Genomic DNA, 22704 nt, shown 5'->3' with positions numbered 1-22704 from the left:
GGAGAGAACTCACACCTCCAGCACGTGGACGTGGCAGACCGGCTTTTTGCCCCACACCGCGTTCACCGCCGAACGCACGGCCCGCTCCAGGCTCTCCGCCAGCGCTTCCGGGTCGCGGCGGCGGGCCTTGGGCAGATTGTCGAGGGTGGCGACCACCGTGTCGAGCACGTGGTCGAGCATGTCCAAGCCCCCTTCCCCGCGCTCCGGCACGCCGGTGATCTCGACGGAGGGATCGCCGGCAAGGCCGCCCTGCTTGTTCACCGCGACGGCGATGGAGATGGCGCCCACGAAGCTCAGCTTGCGCCGCTCGGGAATGGCGCGCGCACCTTCGGCCAGCAGCAGGCGTCCGTCCTTGTAGAGGCGGCCGAAGGGCACGTCGTCCACCCGCTCGGCCGGGCCGGGCGCGAGGCGGATGACGTTGCCGTCGTAGCAGTTCAGCACCTCCGGCACGCCAAGCCGGCGGGCAAGCAGAGCGTGCTCGTGCAGGTGCAGCGCCTCGCCATGCACCGGGATCGCCACCTGCGGGCGGATCATGCGGTACATCTCCTCCAGCTCGCCGCGGCGGGGATGGCCGGAGACGTGGACGAGGGCGGTGCGATCGGTGATGACCTCCACCCCGCGCTTGATGAGCGCGTTGACGATGTGGTTCACCACCTTCTCGTTGCCGGGAATGGTGCGCGAGGAGAACACCACCTGATCGCCGGGCGACAGGGCGATCTCGGGATGGTCGTCATCGGCGATGCGGCGCAGCGCGGCGCGCGGCTCGCCCTGGCTGCCGGTGAGGATGGCCACCACCCGCTCGCGCGGCAGATACCCATAGGCGTCGGCGCCGCGGAAGGCGGGAATGCCGTCCAGCAGCCCCTGCTCGCGGGCGACGCCGATGACGCGCTCCAGCGCCCGGCCCACCAGCACCACCTCGCGGCCATTGGCATAGGCCGCCTCGGCGATGCCGCGGATGCGGGCCACGTTGGAGGAGAAGGTGGTGAAGGCGATGCGGTGTTTCGCCTTGGCAACGATGGCCTTCAGCGAGGCCCCCACGTCCGCCTCGGACGGGGAGATGCCGTCGCGGATGGCATTGGTGGAATCGCAGATGATGGCGCGCACGCCCTCATCGCCCAGCGCCTTCAGCCGCGCGATGTCGGTGGCCTCGCCCACGAGGGGCGTCGGGTCGAGCTTCCAGTCGCCGGTATGAACCACCAGCCCGGCCCTGGTGCGGATGGCGAGTGCATGGCTGTCGGGGATGGAGTGCGACACCGGCACGAATTCGACGCTGAACGGGCCGATCTGCACCGGCTGGCGCGCGCGCACCACCTCGATGGGCAGTTCGGAGGGGGCGCCCGGCTCCCCTGCCCGCTTCGCTTCCAGGAGGCCGGCGGTGAAGCGGGTGGTGTAGATGGGGCACTTGAGGCGCGGCCAGAGGTCCAGCACCGCGCCGATATGGTCCTCGTGACCATGGGTCAGCACGAGGCCGGCGATCTTCTTGCGCTCGGATTCCAGGAAGCGGATGTCGGGCAGCACAAGGTCGACGCCGGGCGCCTCATCCCCGGCGAAGCTCATGCCGAGGTCGACAATAAGCCATTCCCGCGCCTTCTTCGGGCCGAAGCCGTAGAGGCCGAGGTTCATTCCGATCTCGCCCACGCCGCCGAGAGGCGCGAAGACCAGTTCTTCCGAGGGTGCCATCAAAGGGTCACTTCCAAACGCGGCGCCCGCAATGCCGGCTGCCCCGGAGCGCGTCTGCCCCGGGACGCACCGACAGCGCGTGGCGCGCCAAACACAAACAGCCCCACGGCGCGGGGCTCATGAAAAGGCGGGCGGCCGCATGATGGAGGCGCGCCGCCGCAATGCAAGCCTTCAGCACGCGCGCGCGACGATACGCACGTGTGCGGGCAAGTCAGTCCGGCTTGCCGAGGGAGACATCGCCCGCGGTGATGATCTCGGCCACGCCGTCGCGACGCCGCAGCATCATGGCGCCGCGGGTGTCGATATTCTCGAAGCGGCCCACCACCTCGCGCTCGCCGATCTTGACGCTCACCTGATCGCCCATGCCCAGGGCATGGCGCATCCAGTCGGAGCGGATGGCGGGAAAGCCGGCGCCGGCGTTCCACTGGTTGAGGCGAACCGCCATGGCGAGGTCCAGCGCTTCCAGCATCCGGTCGGGCGCGGTGGGCGCGCCCAGCGCCTCAAGGCTGGTCGCCTTGTAGGGCAGGTCCTCGGGATGGTGCAGGCAGTTGACGCCGAAGCCGATGACCGCGGCGGGGCGGCCGTGCGGATCGGTGCCACCCTCCACCAGGATGCCGGCCACCTTGCCGCCGTCGATCAGGAGGTCGTTCGGCCACTTGAGCTTCATGTTGTCCGTCGCGATCTGCGGCGCGGCGGAGATCACCGCGTCCCGCAGCGCAAGGCCGGCGACGAAGCAGAGCTGTGCAAGGTTCGCCACAGGCGCCGGATTGGGCAGCACGAGGGTGGCAAAGAGATTGCCGAGCTCAGACGTCCACGGACGGCCACGGCGTCCCCGCCCGGCCGTCTGGATGTCGGCGACCAGCCACACCGGGAAGGTCTCGCCCCGCTGCAGGCGCGCCATCCCCTCGGCGTTGGTGGAGCCGATCTGGGTGAAGCGGACGATGGGAACCGTGGAACCCTGGAATTCGTAATGAGCCATCGTTCAGAAAAGCGAACGGGCGGCGACACTCGCTGCCTCAATGAGAGGAGCGGGATAGACGAAATAGAAGATGGTGAAAAGCCCGCTCACCGCCAGCACCGCCTTCAGCTCGGTCGGCATGGGGTCGAAGGCGTCCACCGGCTCGTCGAAATACATGATCTTGACGACGCGCAGGTAATAGAAGGCGCCCACCACCGAGGCGAGCACGCCCACCACGGAGAGGCCATAGAGGCCCGCCTGGATGGCGGCGACGAAGACGTAGTACTTGGCGAGGAAGCCCGCGAGCGGCGGGATGCCGGCCAGCGAGAACATGAGCGCGCCCAGCATCAGCGCCATCAGCGGATTGCGGCGGGCGAGGCCGGCGAGATCATCCACCGTCTCCACCGCCTGGCCCTTGCGGCGCATGGTGAGGACGCAGGCGAAGGTGCCGAGCGTCATCATCAGGTAGATGGCCATGTACAACAGCACGCCGCGCACGCCCTCGGCGGTGCCGGCGGCGAGGCCGACGAGGGCGAAGCCCATGTGGCCGATGGAGGAGTAGGCGAGCAGTCGCTTGATGTTGCGCTGGCCGATGGCGGCGAAGGCGCCGAGCACCATGGAGGCGAGCGACACGAAGGCGACGATCTGCTGCCACTGGTGCGAGACGTGGGGGAACGCCTCGATCAGCACCCGCACGAAGATGGCCATGCCGGCGACCTTCGGGGCGGAGGCGAAGAAGGCGGTGACCGGGGTGGGCGCACCTTCATAGACGTCCGGCGTCCACATGTGGAAGGGCACCGCCGACACCTTGAAGCACAGGCCCGCCACCAGGAAGACGAGGCCGAAGATGAGGCCGATGCTCGGCTCCTTCGCGATCGACGCGATCTGCAGGAAATTCACCGAGCCGGTGAAGCCGTAGATCAGCGAGGCCCCGTAAAGCAGCATGCCCGAGGAGAGCGCGCCGAGGACGAAATACTTCAGGCCCGCCTCGGTGGAGCGCACCGAGTCGCGGTTGATGGCGGCCACCACATAGAGCGAGAGGCTCATCAGCTCGAGGCCGAGATAGAGGGCGATGAGGTCGCCGGCCGACACCAGCATGAACATGCCGAGCGTGGCGATCACCACCAGCACCGCATATTCGAACTTCGCCTGCTTCTCCCGCGCCTGCCAGTCCACCGACATGATGAGGGAGACCAGCGCGCCGATGGAGACCAGCACCTTCATGAAGCGGCCGAAGGGGTCGATGACCAGCGAGCCGTTGAAGGCGGAGACTTCGGTGCCCGGCTGAAGCAGCACCAGCACGCCCGCCGCGGCGAGCACCGCGATGGCAAGGCCAGTGACCAGATTGGCCGAGCCCTCCCCGCGGAACGCGCCGATGAGGATCAGCACGATGGCCGAGACGGCGAGCACCAGTTCCGGCAGGACCGCGCCGAGGGGAGGCAGGAGCTGCGACATGAGGCGTCCTCGAAAATCAGAAGCTCAGCAGCAGGGCGGTCTTCACCGCGCCGGCCACGGAATCGGTGCGCGCGACGACCGCGTTCACCGCATGGGATGTCATGTTGAGGATGGGCGCGGGCCACACGCCGAACAGGATGGTGAGGATCACCAGCGGGACCATGATGGCGATCTCGCGGGGCGAGAGATCCATCATGGACTTCAGCTTCTCCTTCTCCAGCGGGCCGAACACCACGCGCCAGTAGAGCCACAAAGCGTAGGCCGCGGAGAGGATGACACCGGTGGCCGCGAAGAAGGCGACCCAGGTGTTGCGCTCGAAGGCGGCGAGCATGGTGAGGAACTCGCCGATGAAGCCCGACGTGCCCGGCAGGCCCACATTCGCCATGGTGAACACCATCAGCACCGTCGCGTAGAGCGGCATGCGCTTCACGAGGCCGCCATAGGCGGCGATCTCGCGGGTGTGCAGCCGGTCGTAGATCACGCCGACACACAGGAACAGCGCGGCCGAGACGAAGCCGTGGGAGATCATGAGGAACATGGCGCCCTGCAGGCCCGCCTCGTTCATCGCGAAGATGCCCATGGTCACGAAGCCCATGTGGGCGATGGACGAATAGGCGATCAGCTTCTTGATGTCCTCCTGCACCAGCGCGACGAGCGAGGTGTAGATGATGGCCACCACCGAGAGGGTGAACACCAGAGGCGCGAAATAGTGGCTCGCCTCCGGGAACATGGGCAGCGAGAAGCGCAGGAAGCCGTAGCCGCCCATCTTCAGGAGCACGCCGGCCAGGATGACGGAGCCGGCGGTGGGTGCCTCCACGTGCGCGTCGGGCAGCCAGGTGTGCACCGGCCACATGGGCATCTTCACCGCGAAGGAGGCGAAGAAGGCCAACCAGAGCCAGTACTGCATGCCCGACGGGAAGCCGAACTGCATCAGGGTGGGCACGTCGGTGGTGCCGGCCTTCCAGTACATGGCCATGATGGCGAGCATCATCAGCACGGAACCGGCCAGCGTGTAGAGGAAGAACTTGAAGGCCGCGTAGATGCGGCGCGGCCCGCCCCACACGCCGATGATGAGGAACATCGGGATGAGGCCGCCCTCGAAGAAGAAGTAGAAGAGGACGAGGTCGAGGGCCGTGAAGGTGCCGAGCATCATGGTCTCGAGCACCAGGAAGGCGATCATGTATTCCTTCACCCGCTTATGCACGCTCTCCCAGGAGGCGAGGATGCAGAAGGGCATGAGGAAGGTGGTGAGGATGACGAAGGGCAGCGAGATGCCGTCCACGCCCATGTGGTAGGAGGCGAGATCGCCGAGCCACGCCTTCTTTTCCACGAACTGGAAGCCGGGAGCCGAGGCATCGAAGCCCGGCAGCAGCAACAGCGACACCAGGAAGGTGACGAGCGTGGTCCACAGCGCCACCCAGCGGGCGTTGCGCGCGGAGACGTCGTCGTCGCCCCGCACCACGAGGATGAAGAGCGCCCCGACCAGCGGCAGGAAGGTGACGACGGAGAGGATGGGCCAGTCGGTCATCGTCACACTCCGGCGAACATGAACCAGGTGATGAGGGCCGCGACGCCGATCAGCATCACGAAGGCGTAGTGGTAGAGGTAGCCGGTCTGCAGCCGCACCACCCCGCGGGTGATGTCGAGCACGCGGGCGGAGACACCATCCGGTCCCAGCCCATCGATGATGGTGCCGTCACCGCGCTTCCACAGGGTGCGGCCGAGCCAAAGGGCCGGGCGCACAAAGAGGAAGTTGTAGATCTCGTCGAAGTACCACTTGTTCAGGAGGAACTGGTACAGCGCGTCCTGCGACTTCGCGAGCGCCGGCGGGATCTTCGGGTTCACGAGATAGAACCAGATGGCGATCAGCGATCCCACCACCATCATCACCGTGGGGGCGAAGGCCGCCCAGCCGGGGATGTCATGCATGGCGTGGAGAATGTGGTTCTCCGCACCCATGAAGATGGAATGGCGGAAGAAGTCGTGCACGCCCTCGCCCACGAAGATGCCGTGGAAGGCCCAGCCGGCAAAGATCGCGCCGAGGGACAGCACGCCGAGGGGGATGGTCATCACCAGCGGGCTTTCGTGCGCGGCCTCATAGTGGTGATGGTCGTGCGGGTGACCCCAGAAGGTGAGGAAGATCAGGCGCCAGGAATAGAAGGCGGTGAGCGCCGCGGCGATCACGGTCATCCAGTAGCCGTAGGTGCGGAAGTAGTTGTGGCTCGCATAGGCCGCCTCGATGATGGCGTCCTTCGAGTAATAGCCGGCGAGGAACGGGAAGCCGGTGATGGCCAGCGTGCCGATCACCATGGTCCAGTAGGTGTAGGGGATCTTCTTCCGAAGGCCGCCCATGTGCCGCATGTCCTGCTCGTGATGCATGGCGTGGATGACCGAGCCGGCACCGAGGAACAGCAGAGCCTTGAAGAAGGCGTGCGTGAGCAGGTGGAACATGCCGATGGAATAGGCGCCCGCGCCCATGGCCACGAACATGTAGCCGAGCTGGGAACAGGTGGAGTAGGCGATCACCTTCTTGATGTCGTTCTGCACCAGGCCGACGGTGGCGGCGAAGAAGGCGGTGGTTGCGCCCACCAGCATCACCACGTTGAGCGCGGTCTGCGACAGCTCGAAGATGGGCGACATGCGCGCCACCATGAACACGCCGGCGGTCACCATGGTGGCGGCGTGGATGAGGGCCGAGACCGGGGTCGGGCCTTCCATCGCGTCCGGCAGCCAGGTGTGCAGCAGGAACTGGGCCGACTTTCCGCACGCGCCGACGAACAGCAGCAGGGCGATCACGGTCGGCGCGTCCCAGTGGTGGCCGAGGAAGGGAATGGTCTTGCCGGCGAGGCCCGGTGCGGCCGCGAACACCTGCTCGAAGCTGACCGAGTTGGTCATCACGAAGAGGGCGAAGATGCCCAGCATGAAGCCGAAATCGCCCACGCGGTTCACCACGAAGGCCTTCATGGCCGCCGCGTTCGCCGAAGGCTTCTCGTACCAGAAGCCGATGAGCAGGTAGGAGGCGAGGCCCACGCCCTCCCAGCCGAAGAACAGCTGGAGCAGATTGTCCGCCGTCACCAGCATGAGCATGGCGAAGGTGAACAGCGAGAGATAGGCGAAGAAGCGCGGCCGGCTCGGGTCCTCGTGCATGTAGCCGATGGAATAGAGATGGACGAGCGAGGACACGGTGGTGACGACGATCAGCATGATCACCGTCATGGTGTCGATGCGGAACGCCCAGTCGACCTTGAGGTCGCCCACGTAGATCCACTTCATCACCTGCACGCGCGTGTCGTGGTCGCCGAAGCCGACCGAGAAGAACGCGATCCAGGCGAGCAGGCACGCGACGAACAGGAACGAGGTGGTCACCACCTCGCTTGCGCGGTCACCGATCTTCTTGCCGAACAGGCCGGCGATGAGGAAGCCGAGAAGGGGGAGGAAGACGATCGCCTGATACATGGCCTCAGCCCTTCATGGCGTTGATGTCCTCGACGGCGATCGAACCGCGGTTGCGGTAGAACACCACGAGGATGGCGAGGCCGATGGCCGCCTCGGCTGCGGCGACGGTGAGCACGAGCAGCGCGAACACCTGTCCCGTCAGGTTCCCGAGGAAGGCGGAGAACGAGACGAGGTTGATGTTCACGGCGAGCAGGATCAGCTCCACCGACATGAGGATGACGATGACGTTCTTCCGGTTGAGGAAGATGCCGAGCGTCCCGAGCGTGAACAGGATCGCCGCGACGGTCAGATAGTGGGAGAGACCGATGTCCATGCCCATCCCCCTCAAAGGCCCTGGCCGGGACGCACCTTCACCACCTCGATGGTGGAGGAGCGCGTCACCTGAGCCGTGATGTTCTGCCGGCGCACGTTCACCTTGTGGCGCAGCGTGAGCACGATGGCGCCGATCATGGCGACGAGCAGCACGAAGCCGGCGGCCTGGAAGAAGTAGATGTAGTCCGTGTAGAGCACGGCCGCGATGGCGCGCACGTTGCTCTCGGTGGCGATGCCTCCCGGCGCGGACTGCACCGCGGAGGCGACCCCGGGGCCGGTCGCCCATGCGCCGACCACCAGCACCAGCTCGGCGAGGAAGATCATGCCGACCACCACGCCCACCGGCAGGTATTGCAGGAAGCCCTGGCGCAGCTCCACGAAGTCCACGTCGAGCATCATCACGACGAAGAGGAAGAGCACCGCCACCGCGCCCACATAGACCACCACCAGGATCAGCGCGAGGAACTCGGCGCCGATGAGGATGAAGAGGCCCGCCGCGTTCACGAACGCGAGGATGAGGAACAGAACCGACTGCACCGGGTTGCGGGAGGAGATCACCATGAAGGCGGACGCCACCAGCACGAAGGCGAAGAGATAGAAAAACGCTGCCGCGACGCTCATGCGCGTAGCCCCCCTGCCCGCGGCGCGTCCGCGCCGGTCATGTCCGGCCCCGCAAGGCGGCCGGCCCCTCTGATGTCCTGACGCATCCCGAAAACCCGACGCATCCCGAAAGTCCGATCTATGGCGCCGCGCGCATGGCGCGTCGCCGGTCCCGTTTCAGAAGGCCGGCAGGATGCCGGCCGATGTCTCACGCCCCTCAGCGGTACGGCGCATCGAGCGCGATGGACCGCGCGATCTCGCGCTCCCACCGGTCGCCGTTCGCGAGCAGCTTTTCCTTGTCGTAGTAGAGTTCTTCGCGCGTCTCGGTGGCGAACTCGAAGTTCGGTCCCTCGACGATGGCATCCACCGGGCACGCCTCCTGGCAGAAGCCGCAATAGATGCACTTCACCATGTCGATGTCGTAACGCGTCGTGCGGCGCGTGCCGTCGTTGCGGCGCGGGCCGGCCTCGATGGTGATGGCCTGCGCCGGGCAGATGGCCTCGCACAGCTTGCAGGCGATGCAGCGCTCTTCCCCGTTGGGATAGCGACGCAGGGCATGCTCGCCGCGGAAGCGCGGCGAGAGCGGGCCCTTCTCGAAGGGATAGTTCAGCGTCGCCTTGGGCTTGAAGAAGTAGCGCATGGCGAGGAAGAAGCCCGAGACGAGCTCGGTGAGAAAGATGGCGCGCGCGGCCTGATCGAGCTTCACAGGCGCTCTCCCCGAAGGCTGTGCGAAAGGGCGGAAGGAACGGTCATTGCGGCGCCGTCCCGGTGAAGTGCAGCACGCCCGCGACCACCACGACGGCGACGAGGGAGATCGGCAGGAACACCTTCCAGCCGAGCCGCATGAGCTGGTCGTAGCGATAGCGGGGCACCATGGCCTTGGCCATCGCGAACAGGAAGAACATGAAGCAGAGCTTGATGACGAACCACACCAGCCCCGGCACCCAGGTGAAGGGCGCGAACGGGATGGGCGAGAGCCAGCCGCCGAGGAACAGGATGGTCCCCATGGCGCACATGGTCATGATCGCCACGTACTCGCCGAGCATGAACAGCAGGTAGGGCGTCGAGCCGTATTCGGTCATGAAGCCCGCCACCAGCTCCGACTCCGCTTCCACGAGGTCGAAGGGCGGCCGGTTCGTCTCGGCCAGCGCCGACACGAAGAAGATGACGAACATGGGCAGCAGCGGCAGCCAGTACCAGCCGAGGATGCCGAAGCGGCCGTTCTGCGCCTCGACGATCTCGGACAGGTTCAGCGAGCCCGCGCACATCAGCACGGTGATGATGACGAAGCCGATGGAGACTTCGTAGGACACCATCTGCGCCGCCGAGCGGAGCGCGGCGAGGAAGGGATACTTCGAGTTCGAAGCCCAGCCGCCCATGATGATGCCGTACACGCCGAGCGACGAGATGGCGAAGATGTAGAGCACGCCGACGTTGAGATCGGCGATGACCCAGCCCTGCGCGATGGGTACCACCGCCCAGGCGGCGAGCGCGAGCACGCAGGTGACCAGCGGCGCGAGCAGGAAGATCGCCTTGTTGGAGCCCGACGGGATCGTCGGCTCCTTCAGCACGAACTTCAGAAGGTCGGCGAAGGACTGGAAGAGGCCGAACGGCCCCACCACGTTGGGGCCGCGGCGCAATTGCACCGCCGCCCAGATCTTGCGGTCCGCCAGCAGGATGAAGGCGATGAAGATCAACAGCGCCACGAGCAGAGCAAGGCTCTGCCCGAGGATGATGAGCACCTGGATGAGGGTGTCCTGCCAGTTCATGTCCGCGTTTCCGTGAAGCTCGCAGCCGTCCGGTTCACCGTGCCCATCGCCTACTCCGCCGCTTCCGCCGCCGCCGCAAGGCGCAGCGCGGAGCATTCGGCCATCACGGCGGAAGCCCGCGCGATGGGGTTGGTGAGGAAGAAGTCCTCGATCACCGGCGCGAACGCCGCTTTGTCCACGCTGCCGCCGACACCCGCGAGGGTCGACACGGCGCCCGCGTCCGCCACCGCCGCCTCGTCGATATGGCCGAGGTGGGGATAGGCGGAGACGAGCTGGGCGCGCAGCGCCTGCATGTTGTCGAAGGGCAGCGTCTGGCCCAGCACCTCGGAGAGCGCCCGCAGGATCGCCCAGTCCTCACGCGCCTCGCCGGGCGGGAAGGCGGCGCGGTTGGCGAACTGCACCCGGCCTTCCGTGTTCACATAGATGCCGCTCTTCTCGGGATAGGCCGCGCCGGGCAGGATCACATCCGCCCGGTGGGCGCCGCGATCGCCATGGGTGCCGAGATAGACGACGAAGGCGCCGGGGGCGACTTCAACCTCGTCCGCGCCCATCAGGAAGGCGACGTCGAGCGCACCGGGAGCGGTCATTCCAGCCACGTCCAGCCCGCCGGGGCCGGGCACCGCGCCCACATCGAGGGCTCCGACGCGGGCCGCCGCCGTGTGCAGCACGCCGAAGCCGTTCCAGCCGTCCTTCACCGCGCCCACCGCCACCGCCACTCGAGCGGCCAGCGAGAGCACCGCCGCGCCGTCCGGCCGCGCCAGCGCGCCCTGGCCGACGATGACCAGCGGCCGCTCAGCCTTGCGCAGGATGTCCCCAAACGCGGAGGAGCCGGCGAGGTCGGCGAGGCTGTCGGGGCCGGCGCCGAGATAATCATAGGCGTAGGTGAGGTCCACCTTGGCGCCGATGAGGCCGACCTTCAGCCCGCCCTGGCGCCAGCGCTTGCGGATGCGCGCATTGATGACGGACGCCTCATGCCGCGGGTCGGTGCCCACGAGGAGGATGGCGTCGGCCTGCTCGATGCCGGCGATGGTGGGATTGAACACGTAGGACGCGCGGCCGAGCGCCGGATCGAGCTTGGCGCCGTCCTGGCGGGCGTCGATATTGGCGGAGCCGAGCTTGCCGATCAGCGTCTTGAGGGCGAACACCTCTTCCACGCTCGCGAGATCGCCGATGAGCGCGCCGACCTTCGCGGGGGCGGTGCCCTTCACCTTGGCGGCGATGGCGGCGAACGCCTCGCTCCAGGTGGCGGGCACGAGCCGGCCGTCCTTGCGCACATAGGGGCGATCAAGGCGCTGGACCTTCAGGCCGTCCCAGACATAGCGGGACTTGTCGGAGATCCACTCCTCGTTCACCGCGTCGTTGTTGCGCGGCAGGAAGCGCATGACCTCGCGGCCACGGGTGTCGATGCGGATGTTGGAGCCAACTGCATCCATCACGTCGATGGACTCGGTCTTGATCAGCTCCCACGGCCGGGCGTGGAACTGGTAGGGCTTGTGGGTGAGCGCGCCCACCGGGCAGAGATCCGCCACGTTACCCTGCATCTCGGAGCGCATGGCGTGCTCGAGATAGGTGGTGATCTCCATGTCCTCGCCGCGGCCGATGGCGCCGAGGTCCGGCACGCCGGCGACTTCCGTCGAGAAGCGCACGCAGCGGGTGCACTGGATGCACCGGTTCATGGAGGTCTTGACCAGCGGGCCGATGTACTTGTCTTCCACGGCGCGCTTGTTCTCGGCGAAGCGCGAGGTATCCGCGCCATAAGCCATGGCCTGGTCCTGCAGGTCGCACTCGCCACCCTGATCGCAGATCGGGCAATCCAGCGGGTGGTTGATGAGCAGGAACTCCATCACCCCTTCACGGGCCTTCTTCACCATGGGGCTCTTGGTGAGCACCACGGGCGGCTCGCCGTTGGGGCCGGGGCGCAGGTCCTTCACCGCCATGGCGCAGGACGCCGTGGGCTTGGGCGGACCGCCCTTCACTTCCACAAGGCACATGCGGCAATTGCCGGCGATGGACAGCCGCTCATGGAAGCAGAAGCGCGGAATCTCGACGCCCGCCGCCTCGCACGCCTGAAGCAGCGTGTATTCGGCAGGTACATCGACCTCGGTTCCGTCGACGACGATCTTCGCCATCACTTCCACCTCACCTTGAACCGCGCCGGGCGCGGCCGGAGCCGGACGCACGGCGCCCGCTCCTTGAGACAACTCCCCTCCCCGCCCGTCGCGTCGGCGCGCCCGGCGGGGTGCTCTTCACTCCGCCGCCACCGGAACCACCGGTTCCGGATGCGGGTTGGCGGCATACTGGTCGATGCGCGCCTCGATCACATGACGATAGTGCCGGATGAGGCCCTGCACCGGCCACGCGGCGGCATCGCCGAGCGCGCAGATGGTGTGGCCCTCGATCTGGGTGGTGACTTCCAGCAGCAGGTCGATCTCGCGCTTCTGGGCGCGGCCCTCGGCCATGCGGTTCACCACGCGCCACATCCAGCCCGTGCCCTCGCGGCACGGCGTGCACTGGCCGCAGCTCTCGTGCTTGAAGAAGGCCGAGATGCGGGCGATGGCCTTGATGATGTCGGTGGACTTGTCCATCACCAGCACGCCGGCCGTACCGAAGGACGACTTCACCGCGCGGGTGCCGTCGAAGTCCATGATGAGGTCTTCGCACTGCTCGCCGGGGATCACCGGGCAGGACGCGCCGCCGGGGATGATGCCGAGCAGGTTGTCCCAGCCGCCGCGGATGCCGCCGCCGTGCTTCTCCACGAGCTCCTTGAAGGGGATGCTCATGGCCTCCTCGATCACGCAGGGCGTGTTCACGTGGCCGGCGAGGGAGAACAGCTTGGTGCCCACGTTGTTGGGGCGGCCGATGGAGGAGAACCAGGCCGCGCCGCGCCGCAGGATGGTGGGCGCGACCGCGATGCTCTCCACGTTATTCACCGTGGTGGGGCAGCCATAGAGGCCCATGTTCGCGGGGAATGGGGGCTTCAGGCGCGGCATGCCCTTCTTGCCCTCGAGGCTCTCCAGCAGCGCGGTTTCCTCGCCGCAGATATAGGCGCCGGCACCGTGGTGGACATGGAGGTCGAAGGGATAACCGTGGACGTTGTCCTTGCCGATGAGACGCGCCTCATAGGCCTGGTCCACCGCCGCCTGCAGGCGCTCGCGCTCGAAGATGTATTCGCCGCGGATGTAGATGTAGGCCGCATGGGCGCCCATGGCGAAGGAGGCGATCAGGCAGCCCTCGATCAGCGTATGCGGATCGTTGCGCATGATCTCCCGGTCCTTGCAGGTGCCGGGCTCGGATTCGTCGGCGTTCACCACCAGATAGTGGGGGCGGCCATCGGACTGCTTGGGCATGAAGGACCACTTCATGCCGGTGGAGAAGCCGGCGCCGCCACGGCCGCGCAGGCCCGACGCCTTCATCTCGTTGATGATCCAGTCGCGGCCCTTCTCCAGGATGGCCTTGGTGCCGTCCCAGTTGCCGCGCTTGAGGGCGCCCTCAAGACCGAAGTCGTGGAAGCCGTAGAGATTGGTGAAGATGCGGTCCTTGTCGGCGAGCATGGGCGTCACTCCCCGGAAGTCGGCGCGGGCGCGCCGGATGTGGGGGCCTCGTCCGCGGGTGCCGCTTCCTGGCCGATCTTCACGTCGTGCGCATACAGCGCGGGATCGAGCAGCACACGCGGGCCGCCCTCGGGCTCCGAGCCCTTGCGCGAATTCTGCGGACCCACCTTCACCGGACGGCCGGCGGCGAGATCGTCGAGCAGCTTCTCGAAGTTCTCGGGGGTCAGGTCTTCGTAATAATCGTCGTTGATCTGCACCATGGGCGCATTGGTGCAGGCGCCGAGGCACTCCACCTCAAGCCAGGAGAAGGTGCCGTCGGCGGAGACATGCCGCTCGTGGCCGATCTTCTTCTCGCAGACGTGCCTGATGGCTTCCGCGCCGCGCAGCATGCAGGGCGTGGTACCGCACAGCTGGACGAAATACTTCCCCACCGGCTCAAGGTTGAACATGGTGTAGAAGGTGGCGATCTCCAGCACGCGGATGTTCGCCATGCCGAGGCGCTCGGCGACCGCGCGGATGGCAGGCTCGGGCAGCCAGCCGCCGGCGGCCTTCTGGGTTTCCCACAGCAAGGGCACCACGGCGCTGGCCTGCCGGCCTTCCGGATATTTGGCGATCAGCTTCTGCGCGATGGCCTCCAGCTCCGGCGTGAAGCTGAAGCTCTCGGGCTGCTCGGCGGCGAGGCGGCGGACGGACATGGTTCAGATCCCGGAAGAAGCCGCGCGCAGGCCGCGCGCGAGCATCGGGCAAAGGGCGAGAGGAAGGCGGGCCATCAGCGGTCCACCTCCCCGAACACGATGTCGAGCGAGCCGAGCACCGCGGAGACGTCGGCCAGCATGTGGCCGCGATTGAGGAAGTCCATCGCCTGAAGGTGCGCGAAGCCCGGAGCGCGGATCTTGCAGCGGTACGGCTTATTGGTGCCGTCCGAGACGAGATAGACGCCGAACTCGCCCTTGGGCGCTTCCACCGCGGCATACACGTCGCCTTCCGGCACGTGGAAACCCTCGGTGTAGAGCTTGAAGTGGTGGATGAGCGCTTCCATGGAGCGCTTCATCTCGGCCCGCTTCGGCGGCGCGACCTTGTGGTCCTGGGTGTGGACCGGGCCACTCTCCTTCAGCAGGCGCTCGACGCACTGCTTCATGATGGCGGTGGACTGGCGCATCTCCTCCATGCGGACGAGATAGCGGTCGTAGCAGTCGCCGTGCTTGCCCACCGGAATGTCGAAATCGAGTTCCGAATAGCACTCGTAGGGCTGCGCGCGGCGCAGGTCCCACGCCGCGCCGGAGCCGCGCAGCACCGGGCCGGAGAAGCCCCAGGACAGCGCCTCGTCCACCGACACGATGCCGATGTCCACGGTGCGCTGCTTGAAGATGCGGTTGTTGGTGACGAGGGCGTCGAGGTCCGCCACCAGCTTCAGGAACGGATCGCAGAAGGCGCCGATGTCTTCCACCAGCGCGCGGGGCAGGTCCTGATGGACGCCGCCGGGCCGGAAGAAGGCCGCGTGCATACGGCTGCCGGAGGCACGCTCATAGAAGATCATGAGCTTCTCGCGCTCCTCGAAGCCCCACAAAGGCGGGGTCAGCGCGCCCACGTCCATGGCGAACGTGGTCACGTTGAGGAGGTGGGAGAGCAGACGCCCGATCTCGGAATAGAGCACGCGGATGAGCTGGCCGCGCTTGGGCACCTCGATGCCCAGCAGCTTCTCCACCGCGAGGCAGTAGGCGTGCTCCTGGTTCATCGGCGCGCAATAGTCGAGCCGGTCGAAATAGGGCACGGCCTGAAGATAGGTCTTGGCCTCGATCAGCTTCTCGGTGCCGCGGTGCAGGAGGCCGATGTGCGGGTCCACCCGCTCCACCACCTCGCCGTCCAGCTCCAGCACAAGGCGCAGCACGCCGTGCGCCGCAGGATGCTGCGGGCCGAAATTGATCTGGAAGTTGCGGACCTTGTCCGCGGGCTTCATCTCGTCGGCGACATCAACCATGAGACGCTCCCTCACCCGGCCTTGGGCGGCGCGGGCGGCTGGCCCGAGGCCTTCTCGTCACCGGGCAGGACGTATTCGACGCCCTCCCACGGCGAGAGGAAGTCGAAGTTCCGGAACTCCTGGGGCAGGCGAACCGGCTCGTAGACCACGCGCTTCTGGGCGTCGTCGTAGCGCACCTCCACGAAGCCCGTGGTCGGGAAGTCTTTGCGCAGGGGGTGGCCGTCGAAGCCGTAGTCCGTCAGCAGGCGGCGCAGCTCCGGGTGGCCGGTGAACAGGATGCCGTACATGTCGTAGGCCTCCCGCTCGAACCAGTTGGCCCCGGGGAAGACACCGGTGATGGAAGGCACCGGGGTGTCCTCGTCGGTGGCGACCTTGAGGCGGATGCGGGCGTTCTGTTTCACGGAGAGCAGGTGGTAGACCACGTCGAACCGCTTCTCGCGGGCCGGATAGTCCACGCCGCACACGTCCACGATGCAGGTGAACTGGCAGGCCGGGTCATCCCGCAGGAAAGTCACCGCCTTGACGATCTGCGACGGCTCGATGAAGAGCGCCAGCTCGCCATAGGCGATCTCGGTGCCGGTCACCACGCCCGGCAGGGCGCCCGATACGTGGGCGGCGAGGTCGTTGAGGGTCTCGTCCATCACACCGGCTCCCGATCAGCGCTCGATGGTGCCGATGCGGCGGATTTTCTTCTGCAGCAGCAGGATGCCGTAGAGCAGCGCCTCCGCGGTGGGCGGGCAGCCCGGCACGTAGATGTCCACCGGCACGATGCGATCACAGCCGCGCACCACCGAATAGGAGAAGTGGTAGTAGCCGCCGCCATTGGCGCAGGAGCCCATGGAGATGACGTAGCGCGGCTCCGGCATCTGGTCGTAGACCTTGCGCAGGGCCGGGGCCATCTTGTTGGTCAGCGTGCCGGCGACGATCATCACGTCCGACTGGCGCGGCGAGGCGCGCGGCGCGAAGCCGAAGCGCTCCACGTCGTAGCGCGGCATGGAGGCCTGCATCATCTCCACCGCGCAGCATGCGAGACCGAAGGTCATCCACATGAGCGAGCCGGTGCGCGCCCAGGTGATGAGGTCGTCGGCGGTGGTGAGGAGGAAGCCCTTGTCCGCCAGCTCGTTGTTGATCTCCTTGAAGAAGGGATCATCAGCGCCGACGGGACGGCCGGTGGAGGGATCGACGATGCCGGTGGAGGCGCGTGCGATCTCGGGCTTGGTGGCCGAAGGGGTCAGTCCCATTCCAGAGCTCCCTTGCGCCATTCGTAGATGAACCCGACGGTGAGCACGCCGAGGAAGATCATCATCGACCAGAAGCCGAGGTCGCCGAGGCCACCGAAGCTGATCGCCCACGGGAAAAGGAAGGCGACCTCGAGGTCGAAGATGATGAAGAGGATGGACACCAGATAGAAGCGCACGTCGAACGTCATGCGCGCGTCGTCGAATGCGTTGAAGCCGCACTCGTACGCGGACAGCTTCTCCGGGTCCGGATTCTGGTAGGCGACGATGAAGGGCGACACCAGCAGGGCCAGGCCGATCACCGCGGAAACGCCGATGAAGATCACCACCGGCAGATAGTCCATGAGCAACGCGTTCATCTTGCTCGCACCTCGGAGCGCTCGGTCGGTGCCGTGGGCAGCGCGCTTGGCTCACCCATCAGGGTCAAAAGGAGCTTGAAACGGCTGATCGCCTGAAGCGTTACCGCGCCGTCCGGCTAGAGAAGTTCGAAACGACGCGAGAGCCTTATCGCAGCGCCAGAAGGGAGGCAAGTGCGCGGATCGGCCAAGGTGTCATGCCTTTGGTAGCGGATCGCGGGTGTGCCCGGTGCAGCCCGTCCGCGACCGCCGCGCCGCCCCTTTCGCAGCGCCGCGAAAGCTGGGCCGGAGCCGGCTTGCGGCTCTCTCACGGGAGGTAGATCGGGAGGGCCTCAATTCTGTGCAAGATGCAGTTGCGGGCGACTGTTGCATCCGTGCGACACAATGCCGTGTGCATCTTCCAGCCTTCCCCGGCCCCGCGGAGCGGCGAAGGCCCCGGCCGCAGCCCCAGCCAATCCATCAGCCAGCCGCCCGGCGCGAGCGAGTCGCACCGGGAGCGACCGCAGTGCCGGGGCGAATCCGCCACGGCGATTCTGCGTGAGGTCGGTGCCGGGGCGTGCCCGGCACCGGTTCAGCGATGGGGACGTGCGCCGCCCGCGCGGCCACCGCCGCCGCCGACGCGTCCGCCGCCCCCCTGGAGCTTGGCACCACCGCCACCACCGCTGCGGTACTGCTTCGGCGGCCCGGCCGGCCGGCCGGCGGGTTTCACGCTCGACTTGCCGCCGCCGCCCTTCTTGAGCTGCTGCGACCCGCCGGAGGGCTTGACCGGCTTTGCCGTGGTGGCCGCGGCGCCCGGCTTGCCCGCACTGCCCGGCTTGCCGGCACCGCCGGCCCCACCGGGCTGTCCGGGAGCACCGGGAGTACCCGGCTTGCCGGGAGCGCCGGGACCACCGGGGCCTCCCGGAGTGCCCGGTCCACCCGGCTTGCCCGGGCCGCCAGGACCACCGGGACCACCGGGACCACCGGGATAACCCGGTCCGCCGGGCTTGCCGGGGCCACCAGGGCCCCCGGGATAACCCGGGCCACCCACGCCGCCGGGGCCGCCGGGATAGCCGGGCTTGCCGGGAAGAGGCTTGGCGGGATTCGGCTTCCACGGACCAACCGGGCCGCCGGGGCCACCGGGATAACCGGGGCCACCCGGCTTGCCGGGATAGCCGGGACCGCCGGGCTTGCCCGGGTAGCCGGGATAACCCGGGCCTCCGGGATAGCCAGGAGGCGGCGGCCAGCCGGGATGGCCCGGACCACCGGGCCAGCCGCCCGGCGGGCGGGGCGGCGGCGGGCGCCAGCCGGGATAGCCCGGCCACGGCGGCGGATAGACCCAGCCGCGGCCCCAGTTCCACGGGTTGCTCCAGGCACTGCCCACGAGCACGCCGGCGCCGAAGGCCAGCAGGCCGACGCCGGCCGCAGTGTAGATGGTGGAGGAATCGTAGGTCGGCACATAGACCATCGTCGGGTCGGCCGAGGTGATGTAGACCACGTTCCGGCCGTCCTCCTGCCGGGTGGTCACGACCTGCTTGTCGTTGGTCTTCAGCGAGCCGGCCGCCTCGGCCTTGGCGCGCAGGGCCTGGATGGCGACCGACACGTCCTCCGGCTGGCTGACGAAGGCGTAGCCGATGGACTGGGTGGCATCGAGGTTTTCGTTCAGCTTGGCGATCACGGTGGGGAAGCGCGTCAGCGCCTTCACCGAGGGGTCCCACTTCTGGGCATCGGCGCCGGAGAAATCGCCCTTCTTCACCGCGCTCTTGTGGGAGTCCAGCCAGCGCTGGGCCTGCACCAGTTCCAGCGGATAGGCGGTGGCCGGCAGCATCTGCGCGAGCAGCGTGTCGGGATAGAGCGCATAGGGCGCGAGCAGGGTTTCCAGCTCGGCGAGGGCGTAGAGCGCGGACGCCGGCGGCGCATCGGCGGGGGGCGCCCCGGCCGGAACGACCGGCGCGGGCGCGACGCCCGCAGGAGCAACGCCAGCAGGAGCAACGCCAGCAGGCGCGACAGGTGCGGGCGCGGCCGGTGGCGGCGCGACGGCCGTGGTGGCGGGCGGAGCCGCAGGAGGCGCAACAGGCGGCGCCGCCTCGGGCGCCACTTGCGGCGCGGCCGCGGGCGGCGTCGTGGGTGGCGGGACCGGCGCCTGCGTTGCTGCCGCGCCGGTGTCGGGCGGGCTTTGCTGGGCGAAGGCCGGATAGAGGCTCGTGGTCCAGCCGAAGGCCAGCGCCACGGCGATGCGGGACCAGCCCGCCAGCTCCCGGCGCCGCATGTTCGTGCGTCTTGGTGTCAAGTCAGGGTCCTCCCCCTCGCCGGCCAGCCCGACCGCAGATCGGGCGCGGTGGCCTGATCTGGCGACCGCCGGGCGGGCCGCGCCTTGACAATGCGCAAACGCGGCCCGCCCGTCTAGAGCGCGCCGCGCCTGATGAAGCGCCACCGCGAGGGGTGATATCCCTTCTCTCTCATTACGTTAGAGAAAGGCCGCGCCCGGCGGGCGGGTTCAGGCGCGCAGGGTCTCGCTCACGGCGGCCACCAGCTGCTTCAGCGAGAAGGGCTTGGGCAGGAAGGAGAAGTGCTCGCTCGGCGGCAGGTTGCGGGCAAAGGCCTCCTCGGCATAGCCGGAAATGAAGATCACCTTCAGCCCCGGCTCGCGGCTGCGCAATTCCCGCAGCAGGGTCGGGCCGTCCATCTCCGGCATCACCACGTCGGAGATGACGAGATCGACCTTGCCCTCGCGCTCGATCAGTTCCAGCGCCTCGACGCCGCTGGCGGCGGCCAGCACCTCGTAGCCGCGATTGGCGAGCGCCCGGCTGGCGAAGGCGCGCACCGCGTCCTCGTCCTCCACCAGCAGCACGCGACGGCCCTGCCCCGTGGTGTCGCCGGCCTTCGGCTCCGGCTCGGCGGGCCTCGGGGCCTCCTCCGGCTCGATGCCCGCGAGATGGCGGGGCAGGAACACGCGGAAGGTAGTGCCGTGGCCCATCTCGCTGTCAGCGAGGATGGTGCCGCCGGTCTGCTGCACGATGCCGTAGACGGTGGAGAGGCCGAGCCCGGTGCCCTTGCCCACCTCCTTGGTGGAGAAGAAGGGCTCGAAGATCTTGTCCATGATGTCGGGCGGGATGCCGGTGCCGGTGTCCGCCACCTCCACCATCACGTAATCGCCCTCCGGCAGGCCCTGCCCGTAGGCGGCGCAGCCAGCGGCCGGCACGTTGCCGGTGCGGATGGTGAGGGTGCCGCCGTCGGGCATGGCGTCGCGGGCATTGACCGCGAGGTTCACGATCACCTGCTCGAACTGGTTCACGTCCACCTTCACCGGCCACAGGTCGCGGGCGTGCTCCACGTCGAGGGTGATGCGCTCGCCGATGAGGCGGCGCAGCAAGGCGGCGGCATCCGAGATCACGTCGCCGAGCTCGATCACCTGCGGACGCAGGGTCTGGCGGCGGGAGAAGGCGAGCAGCTGCCGCACAAGACCGGCGGCGCGGTTCGCATTCTGCTTGATCTGCATGATGTCCGGGAAGGACGGGTCGCTCGGCCGGTGCTTGGCCAGCAGCAGGTCGCAATAGCCGATGATGGCGGTGAGCACGTTGTTGAAGTCGTGCGCCACACCGCCGGCGAGGTGCCCGACCGCCTGCAATTTCTGCGACTGGGCGAACTGCACCTCCAGCGCCCGCTGCTCGGTCATGTCGATGGCGCAGAGCGCGATGTCGCCGCTCACGTCGAGGGGCGCCGCATAGAAGCGGACGGAGCGGGCGCTGCCGCCGGCCAGCGTCACGTCGCAGGGCGCGGGCGGCTCGCTGGCGCCGGCAGCGGCGGCGAGCAGCGCCTCGGTGCCGGAGGCGTCCGCCACCAGCGCGGTCAGCGGGCGGCCGGCCGCATCGCGGCCGAACAGGCGCTCGAATGCCGCATTGGCGGCGCGCACCCCGCCGGAACGATCCACCAGCGCCATGGCCAGCGGTGCCCGGCGGAAGAACAGGTCGCCGAGAACCTCGGTGCTGTCGCTCTGCGGGGCCTGGGGGGCCGTAGTCCGGGCAGAGGCGCCGAGGGCGCCTTCCACCGCATCGAGCGGCAAGGCAACGGCGCCGGTGCCATCCGGAGCGGCGGCGATGCGCAGCAGGACGGGAAGCGCCGCGCCGTCCTTGCGCTTGAGCGAGGCGACCAGCGAGGCGCGGCCGCCATTGGCCTGCGCCGCGGCCAGCGCCGGCATGCTTTCCGGGGCGACGATGCGGCTGAGCGGCATGCCGTCCGGCCCCCAGTCGGCGAGGGCGTAGCCGAGCATGCGGCAGAAGGTGAGGTTGGGGTCCACCACCCGCCCGCCGACGATGCGCAGCAGGCCGGCCGGCAGTTCTTCCCACGATGCCACGAGGTCCGGCCCGGCATAGCCCTCGGGGGCCGTCGGCGACGGTGCAGGCGCCCGGGCTTCGGACACGGGAACGGGCGCGGCAACGGGAACCGGAGCGGCGACGGCCGGCGCGGGCGCCACCACCACCGGATCGGGCGGACGCACGGCGGGCGCGGCCGGCAGCGGCTTCGCCACGACCGGCGTGACAGGGAGAGGCGCGGCAGGCAGAGGCGCGACCGGATGCGGCGCGGGAGCGGGCCCCGGCGCGGGAGCGAAGGCCGGCGCCGCCTCCGCCTCGGCGGTATCGACCATGCGCAGCGTCCACAGCACGCGCCGGGGACCGCCCACGGGGTGCACCGAGACCTCGAGCTGCCGCCCGCGCGCTCCGCTCCCGAAGGGCATGGTGCTCAGGTGGGCCGTCGATCCGGCAACGGCGTTGAGCAGCTCGCCCACGGTCGTCTGGCTGCCGGGAATGCGGGAGAGGAAGCGCTCGGGCAGCGGCGGCTCGGCGGTGCCGCTGCGGCACATGCGCAGATAGGCGGCGTTGGTCTCGACGATGCGCTCGCCATCCTCGACCACGGCCATGGCGTCGCCGGATGCCGCAAGGGCAATCGCGCCCAGCGGGTCCTCCGGCTCGACGCCCTTGAAGGCGCGGCGGGCGGCCAGGAACAGTTCCACCACCCCCACCACGGCCAGCGCCGCGATGATGGCCGAGGGCACGCCGCCCCCGTCCCGCCCGAGGATGGTCGCGCCCACGAAGCCACCGGCCAGCGCGAAGACGACGATGAAAAGCCGGGTGCCCAGCGGCCCCGCCCCACGGCTTTTCCTGCGCCGGACGGCGGTTCCCTGGTCCTTCGTCTGGCGACCCCGCATGCGCTCTTTTACCATTCCGGCGATCCGTTCAGGCGATCTGCCGCCCTGATGCGTGCACCATTCGCACGGATTTAAGGGAGAGAATCGCCGGTGACTTAAATCCTGCCACGATTATCAACAAAACCTTAGGCCCTGAGGCTCACGATGCGCGACCGGCGCGGCTATT

General features: G+C 68.2%; 18 protein-coding genes. All 18 read right to left on the bottom strand.

The window, feature by feature from the left end:
- Positions 1 to 9: 9 nt before the first annotated feature.
- The 18 genes from V5F74_RS13115 to V5F74_RS13030 all read right to left on the bottom strand — a co-directional run bounded on the left by V5F74_RS13115 (position 10) and on the right by V5F74_RS13030 (position 22553).
- Positions 10 to 1680, bottom strand: a complete 1671-nt coding sequence (locus V5F74_RS13115; RefSeq protein ID WP_029558852.1) for a ribonuclease J — start codon at positions 1678 to 1680, stop codon at positions 10 to 12.
- Positions 1681 to 1891: 211 nt separating this feature from the next.
- A complete protein-coding gene (locus V5F74_RS13110) occupies positions 1892 to 2659 on the bottom strand; it encodes a biotin--[acetyl-CoA-carboxylase] ligase (protein WP_168458145.1) in 768 nt (255 codons plus the stop codon).
- A gap of 3 nt (positions 2660 to 2662) precedes the next feature.
- Positions 2663 to 4093, bottom strand: coding sequence for an NADH-quinone oxidoreductase subunit NuoN (gene nuoN / locus V5F74_RS13105; RefSeq protein WP_394008478.1), 1431 nt, complete (start codon positions 4091 to 4093; stop codon positions 2663 to 2665).
- Between the two features lie 16 nt (positions 4094 to 4109).
- Positions 4110 to 5621, bottom strand: coding sequence for an NADH-quinone oxidoreductase subunit M (locus V5F74_RS13100; RefSeq protein ID WP_029558855.1), 1512 nt, complete (start codon positions 5619 to 5621; stop codon positions 4110 to 4112).
- A 2-nt stretch (positions 5622 to 5623) separates the two neighbouring features.
- The gene (gene nuoL, locus V5F74_RS13095; RefSeq protein WP_029558856.1) at positions 5624 to 7549 is read right to left on the bottom strand and encodes an NADH-quinone oxidoreductase subunit L; all 1926 of its coding nucleotides are present in this window, start codon (positions 7547 to 7549) and stop codon (positions 5624 to 5626) included.
- Positions 7550 to 7553: 4 nt separating this feature from the next.
- Positions 7554 to 7862 (bottom strand): NADH-quinone oxidoreductase subunit NuoK, encoded by a 309-nt coding sequence (gene nuoK / locus V5F74_RS13090; protein WP_024278575.1) that lies wholly within the window; start codon positions 7860 to 7862, stop codon positions 7554 to 7556.
- Positions 7863 to 7873: 11 nt separating this feature from the next.
- Positions 7874 to 8482, bottom strand: coding sequence for an NADH-quinone oxidoreductase subunit J (locus V5F74_RS13085; RefSeq protein WP_029558857.1), 609 nt, complete (start codon positions 8480 to 8482; stop codon positions 7874 to 7876).
- A 196-nt stretch (positions 8483 to 8678) separates the two neighbouring features.
- Positions 8679 to 9167 (bottom strand): NADH-quinone oxidoreductase subunit NuoI, encoded by a 489-nt coding sequence (gene nuoI, locus V5F74_RS13080; RefSeq protein WP_024278573.1) that lies wholly within the window; start codon positions 9165 to 9167, stop codon positions 8679 to 8681.
- 43 nt (positions 9168 to 9210) lie between these two features.
- Positions 9211 to 10230 carry an NADH-quinone oxidoreductase subunit NuoH gene (gene nuoH, locus V5F74_RS13075; RefSeq protein WP_374251406.1) on the bottom strand — a complete coding sequence of 340 codons (1020 nt, stop codon included), beginning with the start codon at positions 10228 to 10230 and terminating at the stop codon, positions 9211 to 9213.
- A 50-nt stretch (positions 10231 to 10280) separates the two neighbouring features.
- Positions 10281 to 12359 (bottom strand): NADH-quinone oxidoreductase subunit NuoG, encoded by a 2079-nt coding sequence (gene nuoG, locus V5F74_RS13070; RefSeq protein WP_394008916.1) that lies wholly within the window; start codon positions 12357 to 12359, stop codon positions 10281 to 10283.
- 117 nt (positions 12360 to 12476) lie between these two features.
- Complete coding sequence (gene nuoF / locus V5F74_RS13065; RefSeq protein WP_394008474.1) at positions 12477 to 13781, bottom strand: NADH-quinone oxidoreductase subunit NuoF; 1305 nt, start codon at positions 13779 to 13781, stop codon at positions 12477 to 12479.
- A 5-nt stretch (positions 13782 to 13786) separates the two neighbouring features.
- Positions 13787 to 14476 carry an NADH-quinone oxidoreductase subunit NuoE gene (nuoE, locus tag V5F74_RS13060; protein WP_024278569.1) on the bottom strand — a complete coding sequence of 230 codons (690 nt, stop codon included), beginning with the start codon at positions 14474 to 14476 and terminating at the stop codon, positions 13787 to 13789.
- Between the two features lie 74 nt (positions 14477 to 14550).
- On the bottom strand, positions 14551 to 15738 hold the full coding sequence (locus V5F74_RS13055; protein WP_029558862.1) for an NADH-quinone oxidoreductase subunit D: 1188 nt from the start codon (positions 15736 to 15738) through the stop codon (positions 14551 to 14553).
- 32 nt (positions 15739 to 15770) lie between these two features.
- The gene (locus V5F74_RS13050; protein ID WP_024278567.1) at positions 15771 to 16400 is read right to left on the bottom strand and encodes an NADH-quinone oxidoreductase subunit C; all 630 of its coding nucleotides are present in this window, start codon (positions 16398 to 16400) and stop codon (positions 15771 to 15773) included.
- 15 nt (positions 16401 to 16415) lie between these two features.
- Positions 16416 to 17000, bottom strand: coding sequence for a NuoB/complex I 20 kDa subunit family protein (locus tag V5F74_RS13045; protein WP_024278566.1), 585 nt, complete (start codon positions 16998 to 17000; stop codon positions 16416 to 16418).
- On the bottom strand, positions 16991 to 17356 hold the full coding sequence (locus V5F74_RS13040; RefSeq protein WP_024278565.1) for an NADH-quinone oxidoreductase subunit A: 366 nt from the start codon (positions 17354 to 17356) through the stop codon (positions 16991 to 16993). The genes V5F74_RS13045 and V5F74_RS13040 overlap by 10 nt, the downstream gene beginning before the upstream one ends.
- 568 nt (positions 17357 to 17924) lie before the next feature.
- Positions 17925 to 19601, bottom strand: coding sequence for a DUF3300 domain-containing protein (locus V5F74_RS13035; RefSeq protein WP_394008471.1), 1677 nt, complete (start codon positions 19599 to 19601; stop codon positions 17925 to 17927).
- A 228-nt stretch (positions 19602 to 19829) separates the two neighbouring features.
- Entirely contained in the window at positions 19830 to 22553 is a 2724-nt protein-coding gene (locus tag V5F74_RS13030; RefSeq protein ID WP_394008469.1) for a response regulator, read from the bottom strand.
- Between the last annotated feature and the right edge of the window lie 151 nt (positions 22554 to 22704).

It is taken from the genome of Xanthobacter aminoxidans (assembly GCF_043193615.1).
Taxonomy (GTDB): domain Bacteria; phylum Pseudomonadota; class Alphaproteobacteria; order Rhizobiales; family Xanthobacteraceae; genus Xanthobacter; species Xanthobacter aminoxidans.
Note: the sequence above shows the minus strand (reverse complement) of the source record. Positions and strands in the feature narration are given on the sequence as shown.